This window comes from Proteiniphilum sp. UBA5463 (assembly GCF_002427225.1).
Taxonomy (GTDB): domain Bacteria; phylum Bacteroidota; class Bacteroidia; order Bacteroidales; family Dysgonomonadaceae; genus Proteiniphilum; species Proteiniphilum propionicum.
Window position 1 is genome coordinate 53,636 of record NZ_DIQL01000055.1, and the last position, 14,066, is coordinate 67,701.

Below are 14,066 nucleotides of genomic sequence, written 5' to 3' on the forward strand. Positions count from 1 at the left end.
CAGCCCCTTTTTTAAAAAAGCAGGCGGCATCTTGTTAACATTCATATACACTTTTCGCAAAAAATAAAAGATATTTTTCTGAGATGATGAAAAGCTAAGAAGTAACCGCTTAAACACAATTTTTCCATCGCTTTTCAGTTATATAGTTGATGGGAAAACGAAGGTTTCTGTGTTTACTGTTTCTGTCAGCCTGCTGTCTACTACATATGCAGGCTCAGTGGAATGCTCCTTTCAGTCACTACTGGATGGCAAAAGGTTACTATAATCCTTCATTTGCGGGCGAGGGTAGCCAGATAAGAGCAACTGTACTGTACCGATATCAGTGGACAGGTATAAAAAACGCCCCGCAAAGAATGCTCATTACAGGCGATATGCCTTTCTTGTTCCATAACAGGCTGCATGCCGCCGGTGTGGTTGCATACTACGATGTTAGCGGGACATTTCGCAACTCACTGCTGGCAGCTCAGTACTGCCTCAGGCAGCCTGCAGGCAAGGGATTTCTAAACATAGGTTTACAGGCAGGGGTATACAACCTTGCCTTCGATCCGGGAAGCATCAGTATTACCGGCGATCACACCCAACAGGATATGAGGGGCACAGTGGAAGTTTATCGTGCCTCCGGAAAAGTGTTCGACCTAAATGCAGGTATCTCCTGGATAGGGGATAACAGCTTCGCAGGCATATCAGCCATGCACACCGGTCGTCCACGGTTTTCCGTTTTCAGCGACTCCATCACCGGCAATACTCCCATTGCCTCAAATACAGCTAGTATAACCGACGCATCCCCAGGCAACACTAACTACAATGACCTGCAACCCAATTCTAATGACTCTTTTGTTCCGCGCTCCTATATTTTTATTGCCGGATGCAATATAAGACTGTTTTATCCGTTAGAAATAAAACCTATAGTGTTGCTTGAAACCGAACCCGGCGATACACAGGTGCTGACAACAATTCGTCTGGAATATGATAAAAAATACTCCGGCGGAATCTCGTGGCGGAAAGGCGACGGGTATGCCATTTTTACAGGGGCCAACCTTGAAGATCTGGAGTTTGGTTATGCCTGCTCCTTTCATTCTAAGGGAATGGGAAAAGATAGCCGGGGCAGCCACGAATTGTATCTGCGGTACAACATCTCATCCTGCATTTTTAAGTCGGCCCGTCAGCCACATAAAAGCATCAGGCTTTTGTAGAGAAGTGATTTGGCGTAAAGCAAAATCGTTTACTACCCGAATGATACTTCAGATTTGTTGCATAAAAGTGATGTGATGTAAAGAACGTGAAAATAAGGTGAAAGCCAGGGTAGCACCGATTTGAGAAGAAACAAAAAGATCTATAAAGGAATTTATAATTGATTTTTAAAAAGATATTGCATGAGAAGATCCATCTTATTATTACTGCTGTTCACCACGGTCATTTCCTGTGGAAGGCGCTGGACCTGGAGCAGCACGGGGGGAGAGCTCACAGGCGTACCCGTGGGAAAGGTGTGGAATGAACCCACTCCCTACAACATGGTGCTGGTATCTCGCGGTGCATACAACATGGGCCCGGGTGAGATCGATTCGCTATGGGGGATCACCATTTCCACCAGGGGTGTTTCGGTAGATAACTTCTGGATGGACGAAACCGAAATCACCAATTCACAATACAAGCAGTTTGTTTATTGGGTGCGCGATTCCATTATACGTGAACGGCTGGCCGATCCGGCATGGGCGGGTGATGATTTCTACAAGATTAGCGAAGATGAATATGGAGACCCTGTCACACCCCACCTCAACTGGTCACTCCCCATTCCATGGACAAGAAATACTGAAGAGGAAGAAGCAGCCATAAACAGCATTTACAAAATACACCCCATCACCGGAAAACGAATGCTCGATGCCAGTCAGCTGAACTTCCGTTATGAGTGGTTCGATGAGGCAGAAGCGGCCAAGCGTGAGCATCGTCTGAATCCGGCTGAAAGGACACTCAACACCGATATTTCAATTAACCCTGATGAGGTGGTATTGATCTCGAAAGATACGGCATACATAGCACCCGACGGACGCATAGTGAATGAGACCATCACTCGTCCGCTGAGCAGCCTCTACGATTTTGTTCACACTCGCATCGTAAATATCTATCCCGACACCACCTGTTGGGTTAACGATTTTCCAAATGCCAAAAACGATTACTATATGCGCAACTACTTTGTCAGCCCTGCATATGCACACCATCCCGTGGTAGGAGTTTCATGGGAACAGGCAACCGCCTTTTGTGAGTGGCGTACTATGTTTTTGAGGAGAAGTATAAACCGGGAAGACATTAAGATTGAAAAATACCGTCTCCCCACCGAAGCAGAATGGGAGATGGCTGCAAGGAATGCCAATTCCGGGAACAGTTATCCTTGGGAAAGCGACGGCACAACAAGCGAAAGCGGCTGCTACCAGGCTAACTTCAAGCCAGGTGACGGAGCTTATGCTGCCGATAATCACCTTATACCGGCAAAGGTAAGAAGTTTTAGCCCAAACAATCTGGGTTTATATGATATGGCGGGAAATGTAGCCGAATGGACATCTACTGCTTATACTGGTTCAGGAAATGAACTGATGGGCGACCTGAATCCCGAATACAGCTACAATGCCACTACAGAAGACCCTTACATGATGAAACAAAAAGTGGTAAAGGGAGGCTCCTGGAAGGATATATCCACCTTTATCCGCTCCGATATGCGCGACAGTGAGTTCCAGAACCGCGGGCGCTCTTTTATAGGATTCCGTTGTGTCAGAACACAGGTGGGAGGAAGCAGATAAAACAGAACATCAACAAAAAAAAGATATGATCGCATACAAAAAATATAAAAACAGGCTAGAAAAGTTCCTTCAAGGTGAACAGGGAAAACGGTTCATCAATTTCGCCTACAGCTTTGGCGCAGCTATCGTTATACTGGGAGCGATGTTCAATCTGCTGCACTTCCCTTTCGGCAACGAGATTTTCTTTTTCGGTATGATCACCGAAGTGGTTGTCTTTATCCTTTCGGCATTCGACACCCCGGTACGCGACTACCGCTGGGAGCAGGTGTTCCCTGCCCTCTCTAATCATAAACCGGAAAAGTATCCCGGCCTTTCTTCACAAACAACAGGCCTTAACGATTCAACAACTGCACCATCACAAACTGGAGTATCAAATCCCCTTGGGTACACCACTAAAGCCAGTGTCCGTCAGAATAAAGATGATGGCAGCGGCATGACTCCCCGAGAACCTGTTTCACAACCTTTTACCCGGGATGCCGAAACAGAGATAACACAAAATCTATCCCTGCATGCCCGTGAGTACAGTAATCAGATAGAAAACCTCAACCGTACCCTGTCGGGGCTAAACTCCATCTATGAGATCCATTTAAGGAGCATCAGCGGGCAAATCGATACCATTGAGCAGATCAATAGAGGACTGGCCCGTATCAAAACAATGTACAACGATACTATACCCGATGGGTCTGTTATCAGTGAGGAGACAGAAAAAATGGCCGGCAGGCTCAAAGAACTGAACGAAGTATATGCCAGGATGCTGAATGCCATAACCCTAAACAGGAGCAATAACACTGCAAACAACAATCCATAATAACCAACTCCATGGCAGTAAACAGTCCCAATTCCCCTCGCCAGAAGATGATCAACCTGATGTACCTGGTTTTTATAGCCATGCTTGCCCTCAACGTCTCTGTTGAAGTACTTGACGGGTTTAAGCTGGTGGATAACAGCCTTAAAAACTCCTCTGCCACAATGCTAGAGCGGAACCAGCTTATTATGAACAAGTTGTCAGTTTACAATCAGCAAAACCCGGAAAAGGCGGGAGAGTGGTACCGGAAAGGAGTACAGGTGCGTACAATGAGCGACTCACTCACAAGCTATATCAATGAGCTAAAATACCGTATGGTAAGGAAGGCCGATGGAAAGAGAGCAGATATCAGTAATATCAAACACAAAGAAGATCAGGAAGCTGCATCAGTAGTGATGCTGTCCCCTGTTAACGGAGAAGGGAAAAAACTTAGGAGAGCCATCGACAGCTATCGTGAAACGATCGCACTTTTAGTTCCGGACCCCGGCTACAAAGCGATTATCAAAAAAAACCTCAGCACACAATACAAAACTGGGAACAAAAGCTGGGAGGCCTCCCTTTTTGAGCATATGCCCCTGACAGCGGCAATAACCATGTTAACGAAGATTGAGAATGACATCCGCTCATCTGAAGGGGAAGCCCTCACCAACATCCTTAATAGTGTGGATGTAGGTGATATTGGTGTAAATCGGCTAAACGCATATATAATTCCCGAGTCCGGCATAGTGATACGTGGCAGCGCCTACAACGCCAGAGTCATCCTTTCCGCTGAAGATTCTACCAGGCATCCGCGCGTTTTTGTGAACGGCAAGCTGCTGGATGATGCAGATAAAGGATTTGTTTCCATCCCGGCAAACAACGCCGGCACCTTTCCAGTGGAAGGATACCTGGAGATAACCGGTGGCAACGGTCACGTTATTCGCCGCAATTTTTCGGGAAGTTACACTGTGGTCGAACCGTCCGCCACCATTGCCCCTGCAATGATGAACGTTTTGTACGCAGGTATCGGCAACGAGATAGATATCTCCGTTCCTGGAATCGCACCTCAGGATGTAAGCGCTACAATGACCAACGGAACGCTTGCGCGGCGGGGGAACAGCTGGATTGCACATCCAGCGGCAGCAGGACAAAACACCGCCATCACCGTCTCCGCACGTACTGCTGGCGGAGAGCATCGCCGGGTGGCTACCCGGGAGTTCAGGGTACGCACTCTCCCCGACCCCTCCCCATATATCGAGCAGAGCGATGCCAAAGGGAATCTGATAATGTTTAAAGGAGGGAACCTGCCTAAAGCATCCCTGATGAAGGCCGATGGCATAAAAGCTGCTATAGACGATGGCATTCTTTCCGTACCCTTTCAGGTGAGAACCTTCCGTACTGTTTTTTTCGACTCCATGGGCAACGCCATACCCGAGGTCTCCAACGGAAGCCTATTTTCGGAAAGGCAGAAAGAGCAGATACGGCGTCTCTCACGCGGAAGCTACTTCTATATATCCGGTGTGAAAGCTACCGGCCCCGACGGTACCGAACGAGAGATAGCGGTAATGGAAGTGAGAGTACAATAAAAAAATGGAGAGTAAATAGAATGACTACAAAGCGTTAGAATAGAATCATATGAGAACAATAACCATTATACTGATCATGCTGCTGGTAGGGGGAATAGAAGCAATATACCCTCAGGAAACGGCAAGGGAGAGGATAGAGCGGAAACGGCAGAGTGAGTCACTGATACAGAGTTCCGCCACAAGTATCCGCATGGAACAGATGAACCGAGGGCAGGATAAAGAGATTGAAAATGCAAAATGGTCGCGTGTCATTTACCGCTATCTCGACCTCTCCCACGAAGCCAACGCACCGCTCTATTATACGGGAGCACATTCAGAAGGCAGAATAGACCTTTTCTCCATGATCTTCCGCCTGCTGCAAGCACAACGTATCCAGGCCTATGAATACCTCGATGGCCGTGAGGAGTTCACGGAGGAGTACCTGACCGATTTTTCGGAACTATTAAGACGGTTCGATATATATCACGATACAGTCAATGGTACAATTGTGGTAAACGATGCCGATGTGCCCTCCAAAGAGGTGCTGGGCTACTATCTGAAGGAGGCATACTACTTCGACAATACAACATCCACACTACGGGTGAAGCCCCTCGCCCTCTGCCCCATCCTTTTCCGGCATGAAGAAGTTGCATCCTCCGCTACCCGCTACCCCCTGTTCTGGATACCATACAGTGAACTTGAACCCTACACCCGCCGTATACCCGTGATGTCTTCAGCCTTCAATAATAGTATAAGCGGCACCATTGACGATTTTTTCAGAAAACGAAGCTACTATGGTGAGATTTACAAGACCATGAACCCCCGTAACCTGGCCATCTCGCAATACACTTCCACGCCAGAAGAGATGAAAGCCGAACAGGAAAGGATAGAAAAAGAGCTGATAGATTTTGAAAAACTCATCCGCAGTGAAGAAAAGGCTGTTACCCTGCCCCGCCAAACAAGCCGCCGCGGCAGCAAGCGTATCTCTGCCGGCACTCCAAGCTCCTCGGGAAACAAACACTCCATGCGCGGCCGCAGGTACTGACAAAATCCTTAAGTACATGCTACAAGTCCTGACCGTATCCATGAGACGGAATGACAGCTGCCTCATTAGTTTATTTTCATTTGATTTCAATACCCTGTAGTTTCCTGGAAAATTCCTTATATACAAGATTGGTTCAAGTGAGATACCATCATAAAGTCTCTTGTAATATCTTTGTAGGCAACAGATCAACAGAAAATCGACTGTCCAGTGCGATACCAATGTTCATTGAGGCGGATTTAATCAAATTTCCTGATCTTACTGAAAACGGAAACATTCTAAACCGGATAAAGATAAATATCTCAATATTAATAACTATTTTTGCTGGAATAGTAAATGTATCAGCATGAAACCTTATATTTTTCTAATTGTTATCAATTTTTTTGTTGTACTACATTTAAGTTCTGCTCCAAATGTTTTTGTAAATGACGAAGTGGAAAAGTTGATCGATAAATCAAAGGAGATACTTTTTACAAACCCCGAACAGTCTGTTCTGTATGCGGCAAAAGCAATTAAGCTTGGAGCATCGTACGAAAAAGAGGGGCAAAATAACGACCAAAAGGTTGAGGCGATGCTGGCTTATAGCCTGGCAGAGAAATTATTGGGGAATTTTGATTCAAGCATAAGAATGCTATATGATGCCCTGGAATCAGTTACACCATCCAATAGTACACTGCAGGGTAGAATATATGCACTTATGGGGGGACTCTATTGCAGTCTGACTGATTACAATAAGGCAATTGAATTCAACGACAAAGCTACTTCAATTTTTAAAACTACAGGTGACTCCGCCTCAATTGCATTGTGCTATAATAACCGTGGAATAATACACTACAACCTGGATGAATTTAATATTGCCGAGCAGTTTTTTTTACAAGCATTAAGCATTAACCGCTCGCTAAAGCTTATGAAAGAAGTTGCAGGGAATCTTAACAACCTGACTTTATATAAGGGTGATAATGAAAAGAAAATTGAATATATCAAAGAGGCTATCGTCATCAATAAAAATCTGAACGCTCAATGGTCGTTAGGAGAAAACTACAATAACCTGGGAAAGCAATATTTTTATGCTAATCAATACGATAATGCGTTAAAAGCATTGTCGAAAGCCTTTGAAATTGCCACATCAATTGGAGCAAAAGAACTTATTTGCGACAACTACGAATATTCCTCATGGGTGTATGCTGCCATGGGGGATTATAAAACAGCTTATCAATCGTTCGAAAAACTATACTTGTTAAGTAATGAACTGCAAAGTAGCAACAAACTGCGAAGTGTGGAGCAGGATATTTCAAACAAACGATATTTGAATCAAAAAAGAGCTGCGGAAAATAAAGAGCAAAACTATAAAATAGAATTACTTAAGCGCAATATTTTTATTTTGATAGTACTGATTATTTTGCTGGTAACAATAAGTTTATTTTTCTCAAAATGGTATAAACGAAAGAAATTCATTGAGTTGATGGAGGCACGTTATATGCTGGAGCAATCTAATCGTCAGCTTGCAGAATTGAAATTGAGACAACAGAAAACAGAACTGGAGAATGCTCAAAAATCTCTAAATAACACAAGAAAAGAACTTACAACATTTGCAGTCTTCCTCCAGAGCAAGAATGATCTTTTAGTAAAGTTACGCAATATGATCAGGCAAGGATACAAAATGACCGGCGATGAACTAAGCAATCATTTAAAAAGCCTCAATCTTTTCATTGCCCAATACCAAAGCATGGACAAAGAGAGAAACAATATTTTAATGAACGTAGAGGAGAAAAACATGGAGTTTCTGCAACGGTTAACAAAGCTTCATCCCGACCTAACACAAGGAGAAAAGGACCTGGCATTGTTGCTTTTTATAAATCTATCAACCAAAGAAATTGCATTACTTACCGGGAAAATACCAAAAACCATCAACATGAATCGTTATCGTTTAAGAAAATCTCTTAACTTATCTTCAAGTGACAATATAACCGAATACCTTCAAAACTTGTAAAGTTGCTTTTTGATTATTTCATATTACCAGTTGTAGACATCTGTATTCTCTCATTACACTATATTACAGCCATATATCTTCACTTGATGTAGACAAGTTAATTGGTCTACAAGTCTGGTCTGTAGTTAATTTGTAGTGTTTGATTATTTGCCGACGGTTTTCATCTTTGTTAATTTTACTCAGTGTAAATTTTATATATTTCTAAAAAATTAATTTATATGGGTAAAAAATACTGTTTTTGGAGTTGGACTATGCAGATTATTTTCTTCATACTGTTTATTACTCCTTTTAGTGGAATGGCGCAGAATATTCAACTAAGCGGCTCTGTTTTTGACACAAACAATGAGCCTGTAGTTGCGGCCAGTGTTATAGAAAAAGGAACTGCAAAGGGAGTGGTTACGGATTTTGACGGTAATTTCAGTCTAAATGTTTCGCCAAATGCTACTATTGTAATTTCTTATGTTGGATACATCACTCAAGAAATTAAACTGAATGGAAGAGAAACACTGTATATTATCCTGGAAGAAGATGTTGAGATGTTGGAAGAATTGGTTGTTGTGGGTTATGGATCACTAAAAAAGAGTGATATGACCGGAGCAATTTCATCTGTTAATGTTGAAGAACTTTCAAAACGCACCACGACCAATCCTGCAGAAGCTTTACAAGGAAAAATTGCAGGTGTCAACATTATGAAGTCCGGTGGAAATGCAGGTGCAGGTGTGGAAGTGAAAATACGTGGTGTAAAAACTTTTGGGAACAACCAGCCTTTATATATTATTGACGGGTTTCCCGGTGATATTGAGAATGTTAATCCCCAGGATATTGAGTCGATGGAAGTTTTAAAAGATGGTGCTGCTGCAGCAATTTATGGATCGGTTGCGGCCAATGGTGTAATTATTATAACTACCAAGAATGGTAAAAAAGGGGAAACAAAAATTGATTTCAGCACATATGTAAGTATGGTTGATATCTCAAAACAACTAAAGTTGCTGAATGCTGAGGAATATAAATCCAAACACAAAGAGATGTATGAAAACTGGAACAACCATGTTGAAAATCACCAGGATATTTATGATCCCCAGGGCAATGGATCTTGGAGAAACAGATTGGCAAACCTTCCTGATTATGTGACTAAAAATACAGGAATTGACACAGACTGGCAAGATGCTGTATTGCGCACAGGTTTATCACAAAACTACATGCTGAGCGTTAGAGGTGGGGGAGATGGGTCCTTATATTCAATTTCATACAACCGTGCCAATGATAAGGGGATTTTCCTGGGTAACAAATTCCGTCAAGATAATGCACGTATGAAAATAGAAGCCAAAAAGAACATATTTGATATTGATGCTAATCTTTCTTTTAAATTTACAGATAGCAAACAGCCTGAATATCAGATAAAGGAGATGTATATGATATCACCATTGGTACCAGTTTATAACGAAAATGAAGAATATGGATTTGGCCTTACTAATTTTGATGGATTGCCTAACAACAGGAATATAGTTGCTGACCAGCATTACGAAAAGTCGACAAGTAAACAGTATTATACATCGGGTAATGTGTCTGTCGGGGTTAATTTCACCAATTGGCTCAGTTTTAAAACGGCCTATTCGTATCGTGGTGTAAACGAACGTCAAACGTATCATACTCCCCCTTATATTGCTGATGAAAAATCGAAACGTGATTATACTTTCTATAACGAAACAACTGCTTATTGGGAAGAGAATGTCTGGGATAATGTATTGAATTTCAATAAAGAGTTCAAAGCGCATAGTATTAATGCTATGGCAGGTACATCGATGACTGCACGCAAATATACTTGGAACACAGTAGCTGCAGAAGGTAAAACAACACTATACAAAGTAGAAAATGGCAGCCTGGTCGTTAATGAAATACCAGGCGGATTTCTAGATCCCAATTTTTCAACAATAGGTGCAGGAACAGGAGGGACCTATAGTGGTGATGGATCGAAGTGGGAATACAATCGTGCTTCATTTTTCAGCCGATTGAATTATAACTATGACAACCGTTATTTATTGCAAGCAACTGTCAGGCGTGACGGGTCTTCAAAGTTCGGAGCTGACAGCCGCTGGGGCTATTTCCCATCTGTTGCCCTGGGTTGGAGGATAACCGAAGAGTCTTTTTTCCCTAAGAACGAAATCATTGACAATTTAAAATTAAGAGCCAGCTGGGGGCGACTTGGTAATGAAAATGCTTTGGGCTATTATGATTTTCAGGCTTTAATCAGCACATATAACACTATGTATCAGGGATATGTAAAAGGCAACGGTGATAACGCCTGGGCAGGGAGCATTGCGCGCGGGCTGGAAAACCGTTCGCTGAAATGGGAGACCACCGATACAAAAAATATTGGACTGGATTATGGTTTACTAAATAACAGGCTGTCAGGTTCTTTAAATTATTACTACAATCAGACAGAAGATTTGTTAATCATCAAAGCACTCCCGCCATCGGCAGGATTGACAAACCCTATACTCAATGTTGGCAAAATGCGTAATATGGGGGTAGAATTTGAAGCTAACTGGAGAGAACAAAAAGGGGAGTTCAACTATAACATAGGGTTGAACTTCAGCACGACGAACAATAAAGTTATTTCATTGGCAGACGAAGGTCAAGTGCTCTATGGGGAAGGATTGAAATATGGTACCGAGCACTTCCCTACTCAGACACGGGAAGGTAAACCAATCGGCGCTTTTTATCTCTACAAAACCGATGGTCTTTTCCAAAGTGATGCTGAGGCACGTTCTTATGTAAATGCAGACGGCGAAAAGTACCAGCCATATGCTGATGCAGGCGATATAAAATTTGTAGATACAAATGAAGATGGCACAATTAATGATGATGATAAAATATATTGCGGTTCGGGAATTCCTACCTTTGAAGTAAACCTAAATCTTTCTCTTGATTACAATAGATTCGATCTTTCGGCAGTACTTGGAAGCGCCTGGGGACATAAAATCTATAACGGCAACAAATATTTCTATGAAGGGATGAACTCAGGATCAAACTTTTTATCTTCTTCCCTTCAGTCCTGGAGGCCTGACAATACTAATACTGATGTGCCCCGTGCTATCTATAACGACCCGAACGGCAACCTAAAAGAATCGGACAGATTTATAGAAAAAGGTGATTTTATCCGTCTCCGCCTGTTGCAATTGGGATATTCTTTTCCAAAGAAAACTGTAAATTATTTACATCTTAGCAACTTGCGTTTTTTTGTAAGTGGTGAAAATATATTTACTATTACAGGTTATAAAGGGATTGATCCTGAATTCTCACGCTCAAGCGTTTTAAATGCAGGGATCGATAAATTAATTTTCCCTTTTACCCGCCAATTTTCAGTTGGTGCTCAACTTTCATTCTAAATAAAAAAACATAATATGAAGAAATATATTTATATATCCGCACTCATACTCATGTCGCACATGCTAAGCTCATGTGAAGACTTTTTAACGGTAGAGTCTCCCGATCAATTAACTTCAAGTAGCTTCTGGAGAGGTGAAGATGATGCAGAAGCCGGTATAGCAGCAGCTTATTCTCAACTGGAATATTACATCGATGTATGGGAGTTTGCCGAGGTAAAATGGCCGGTTGAAGCCTATCGCGAAGATATAATTCTTATGGGTAATGACGCACGAAACTATCCTAACTGGGTAGATCTTTATAATTTCACCAACACAAACGGTAATTCACAGGTTAGTAGCTATTGGTGGAATAATTATAAGGGTATAAGCTTTTCAAATCAGGTAATTGAAAAAGTATCACTTATCCCTGATGATAAAATAAATACAGGTGTTCGAGAACAGATAGTGAACGAAGCACACTTCTTGCGGGCTTACTATCATCTGAAACTAATCCTTAACTGGAAAGAGATAATTATTCGTGACAAGTATATTACCAATCAGGAAGATTTAAATAAAGGACTTTCATCACGTTCAGACGCATGGGATTTTATTATATCAGACTTGAAAAAAGCCACTGCCCTTCCGGCCTCTTACAATGCCGATAATCTGGGACGGGCAACCAGGGGTGCTGCCTATGCTTACCTGGGATTTGCCTACCTTACACGTGCATATGAAGAGGAGAGCAATAAAACTGACTTTTTGAAAGAAGCACTTAATGCATTTAACAAAGTGGAGGGTTATGAACTTGAGAAAAATTTCTCAAGTATGTTTGATGGGAGTAATAAAAACTGCAAAGAGTCTGTTTTCGAGCTGCAAACATCAATGAGTACCGCAAATGGAGCTAGCTACCGCACTCAGTTACATCGCTGGATAGGTGTTGAAGAGCTATGGGGATGGGACGAAATACTTCCCTCCAATAAACTTATGGAAACCTACTTTAAGGAGGGGGAGATTGCAACAACCGGTCGCTATGATTCGCGTTTATATGAAACAATTTTCTTTCAATGTGACTATTACAATGATGGAACCGGTCGTGTCTATGGCTATAACTACGACGACTGGTTCAGCGATAGCGATGGAAATGCATATAACCGCCCGGCTTTCAGAAAATTCATGCCTGTTGATATGGACGCTCTTTCAAAAAGCAGATGTGCAATCAACATTCCTCTCATGCGCTATTCCAACGTACTGCTTATGAAAGCTGAAGTATTGAATGAACAGGGAAAACCCACAGAAGCCATTCCCTTGATCAATCAGGTTAGAAGTGTTCACGGCGATATGCCTGGAATGTCGGGCACATCGCAGGAAGATGTACGCAATCAGATAGAACATGAACGAATTGTTGAATTCCCACTGGAGAACTGGCGATGGTATGATCTGCGCCGATGGGGTAAATTAAAAGAAGCAATGACAGCAGTTGGGAGAACGTTCGATACAGAGAAAAACTCATTCTACCCTGTTCCTCTCACAGAGATAAATGCCAACGATCAAATCGACTAACAACTGAACTTTCGTATGAAACAGATGAGTCTCCTCCGATAAGTCTTTTTTCTTGAAAATTTCACAAGATGAACATTGATTTTCAATAAGTTGCAAACCAATAAAATTGGGTTTTGAGGTTTTCGGAGAGAACTCAACAGATATATCTCTAAACAAATAGAGATCTAATGTTTAGCTAATTGCCTTTTAATTAATGGATGCGAAAGTTAAACTAATTACGATTAATTTAAATAGATAGGTCAAGGCGGCATAAATTTTAATAAGTGCCGCCTTGTATATAATCTGAATTATTTGTCAATTCTAAAGCGAAACAACTATGTTTTTAATTATTACACTGATGCTCTCTGGCATTCTCTTTGGGTATATGTTTAGGAAGAAGAGGATAACATGCACAAGCAGAGTGATAACAGTCTTTATATGGATATTGCTCTTTCTGCTTGGAATAGACGTAGGGAGCGACCAGGCTATAATGAACGGGCTTCACACTATTGGGCTGGAAGCACTCGTAATTACTATTGGTGCTGTTTTGGGCAGCGTTGTGGGAGCTCGCTATTTATGGAAATGGATTAATAGGGACACAAAAGGGGAGGCTCATCAATGAAAGGGAGCTTAGTAATAGTGGCTTTCTTTATCTTAGGCACTCTTACAGGGGTGTTCAAACTTATTCCTTACGATTTTGCCCAGAGCAAACTGAGTTATTATGCTCTGGCAGCACTTATGTTTTTTGTTGGCTTTAGTATAGGTAATGATTCCAAAACATTAAAAAGCTTTCGTTCGCTAAATCCCCGTCTGGTGATGTTACCGGTAACTACTATCCTGGGCACTCTAACAGGCAGCGCATTAACAAGTCTTATGCTGCCACATCGTACTCTAACAGATTGTTTAGCTGTTGGGGCAGGATTCGGCTATTATTCGTTATCAAGTATCTTCATAACCGAGTATAAAGGTGCTGAGTTGGGAACAAT

The 14,066-nt window shown here is 42.2% G+C and carries 10 protein-coding genes; all 10 read left to right on the plus strand.

Annotated features, from left to right (window positions below):
• Positions 1-149 precede the first annotated feature (149 nt).
• Entirely contained in the window at positions 150-1,193 is a 1,044-nt protein-coding gene (locus B3B27_RS09645) for a PorP/SprF family type IX secretion system membrane protein (protein WP_256448715.1), read from the plus strand.
• Positions 1,194-1,373: 180 nt separating this feature from the next.
• Positions 1,374-2,792 (plus strand): SUMF1/EgtB/PvdO family nonheme iron enzyme, encoded by a 1,419-nt coding sequence (locus B3B27_RS09650; RefSeq protein ID WP_286847339.1) that lies wholly within the window; start codon positions 1,374-1,376, stop codon positions 2,790-2,792.
• A 25-nt stretch (positions 2,793-2,817) separates the two neighbouring features.
• Positions 2,818-3,600, plus strand: coding sequence for a gliding motility protein GldL (gldL, locus tag B3B27_RS09655; protein WP_238867700.1), 783 nt, complete (start codon positions 2,818-2,820; stop codon positions 3,598-3,600).
• Between the two features lie 11 nt (positions 3,601-3,611).
• Positions 3,612-5,162 carry a gliding motility protein GldM gene (gene gldM / locus B3B27_RS09660; RefSeq protein ID WP_238867701.1) on the plus strand — a complete coding sequence of 517 codons (1,551 nt, stop codon included), beginning with the start codon at positions 3,612-3,614 and terminating at the stop codon, positions 5,160-5,162.
• Between the two features lie 49 nt (positions 5,163-5,211).
• The gene (gene gldN, locus B3B27_RS09665; protein WP_286847341.1) at positions 5,212-6,186 is read left to right on the plus strand and encodes a gliding motility protein GldN; all 975 of its coding nucleotides are present in this window, start codon (positions 5,212-5,214) and stop codon (positions 6,184-6,186) included.
• Between the two features lie 343 nt (positions 6,187-6,529).
• Positions 6,530-8,173: a tetratricopeptide repeat protein gene (locus B3B27_RS09670; RefSeq protein ID WP_286847343.1), complete on the plus strand. Its 1,644-nt coding sequence runs from the start codon at positions 6,530-6,532 to the stop codon at positions 8,171-8,173.
• A gap of 218 nt (positions 8,174-8,391) precedes the next feature.
• Positions 8,392-11,562: a SusC/RagA family TonB-linked outer membrane protein gene (locus B3B27_RS09675; protein ID WP_238867704.1), complete on the plus strand. Its 3,171-nt coding sequence runs from the start codon at positions 8,392-8,394 to the stop codon at positions 11,560-11,562.
• 15 nt (positions 11,563-11,577) lie between these two features.
• Positions 11,578-13,101: a RagB/SusD family nutrient uptake outer membrane protein gene (locus B3B27_RS09680; protein ID WP_238867705.1), complete on the plus strand. Its 1,524-nt coding sequence runs from the start codon at positions 11,578-11,580 to the stop codon at positions 13,099-13,101.
• Between the two features lie 316 nt (positions 13,102-13,417).
• Positions 13,418-13,702 (plus strand): LysO family transporter, encoded by a 285-nt coding sequence (locus tag B3B27_RS09685; protein WP_238867706.1) that lies wholly within the window; start codon positions 13,418-13,420, stop codon positions 13,700-13,702.
• A partial coding sequence (locus tag B3B27_RS09690) for a lysine exporter LysO family protein (protein ID WP_286847345.1) occupies positions 13,699-14,066 on the plus strand: 368 nt, incomplete at its 3' end. The genes B3B27_RS09685 and B3B27_RS09690, both read left to right, overlap by 4 nt.

Bases quoted from the DNA above. Each gene is read 5' to 3' on its own strand.
- B3B27_RS09680 (WP_238867705.1), top strand. From the start codon at position 11,578: ATGAAGAAATATATTTATATATCCGCACTCATACTCATGTCGCACATG.
- B3B27_RS09645 (WP_256448715.1), top strand. From the start codon at position 150: ATGGGAAAACGAAGGTTTCTGTGTTTACTGTTTCTGTCAGCCTGCTGT.
- gldL (WP_238867700.1), top strand. From the start codon at position 2,818: ATGATCGCATACAAAAAATATAAAAACAGGCTAGAAAAGTTCCTTCAA.
- B3B27_RS09650 (WP_286847339.1), top strand. From the start codon at position 1,374: ATGAGAAGATCCATCTTATTATTACTGCTGTTCACCACGGTCATTTCC.
- B3B27_RS09675 (WP_238867704.1), top strand. From the start codon at position 8,392: ATGGGTAAAAAATACTGTTTTTGGAGTTGGACTATGCAGATTATTTTC.
- gldM (WP_238867701.1), top strand. From the start codon at position 3,612: ATGGCAGTAAACAGTCCCAATTCCCCTCGCCAGAAGATGATCAACCTG.
- gldN (WP_286847341.1), top strand. From the start codon at position 5,212: ATGAGAACAATAACCATTATACTGATCATGCTGCTGGTAGGGGGAATA.
- B3B27_RS09685 (WP_238867706.1), top strand. From the start codon at position 13,418: ATGTTTTTAATTATTACACTGATGCTCTCTGGCATTCTCTTTGGGTAT.
- B3B27_RS09670 (WP_286847343.1), top strand. From the start codon at position 6,530: ATGAAACCTTATATTTTTCTAATTGTTATCAATTTTTTTGTTGTACTA.